We start from the raw sequence: 569 nt of genomic DNA, 5'->3' as shown, positions 1-569 counted from the left end.
CCTCACCGGCAAAGAGGCGGACGCCGCCCTCGGTCGCGCCCACATCACCGTCAACAAGAACGCCGTACCGAACGACCCGCAGTCGCCGTTCGTGACCTCGGGCCTGCGCATCGGCACCCCGGCGGTGACCACGCGTGGTTTCAAGGTGCCGCAGTGCATCGAGCTGGCCGGCTGGATCTGCGACATCCTCGACAACCTCGGCGATGCCGACGTCGAGGCCAACGTGGCCAAGCACGTGTCTGCCCTGTGCGCTGATTTCCCGGTTTATCGCTGAGCGCGGTTTTGGAGTAATGACTATGCAACGCTACTCGGGCTTCGGCCTCTTCAAGCACTCACTCAGCCATCACGAAAACTGGCAGAAGATGTGGCGCACGCCGACCCCTAAAAAGGTCTACGACGTGGTCATCGTCGGCGGCGGCGGGCATGGTCTGGCAACCGCCTACTACCTGGCCAAAGAGCACGGCATCACCAACGTGGCCGTGGTCGAGAAAGGCTGGCTGGGCGGCGGTAACACCGCGCGCAACACCACCATCGTGCGCTCCAACTACCTGTGGGACGAGTCGGCGCAC

1 protein-coding gene and 1 pseudogene are annotated in these 569 nt (G+C 64.0%); both read left to right on the top strand.

Annotation, left to right across the window (positions count from 1 at the left end; all coding sequences use genetic code 11):
- Nucleotides 1–274, top strand: a pseudogene (glyA, locus tag DNU06_RS17600) (serine hydroxymethyltransferase); the annotation flags it as partial.
- A 22-nt stretch (nucleotides 275–296) separates the two neighbouring features.
- The coding region (locus tag DNU06_RS17595; protein ID WP_146239333.1) for an FAD-dependent oxidoreductase at nucleotides 297–569 on the top strand (273 nt) is incomplete at its 3' end.

This window comes from Putridiphycobacter roseus (assembly GCF_003234935.1).
GTDB lineage: Bacteria > Bacteroidota > Bacteroidia > Flavobacteriales_D > Crocinitomicaceae > Putridiphycobacter > Putridiphycobacter roseus.
Note: the sequence above shows the minus strand (reverse complement) of the source record. Positions and strands in the feature narration are given on the sequence as shown.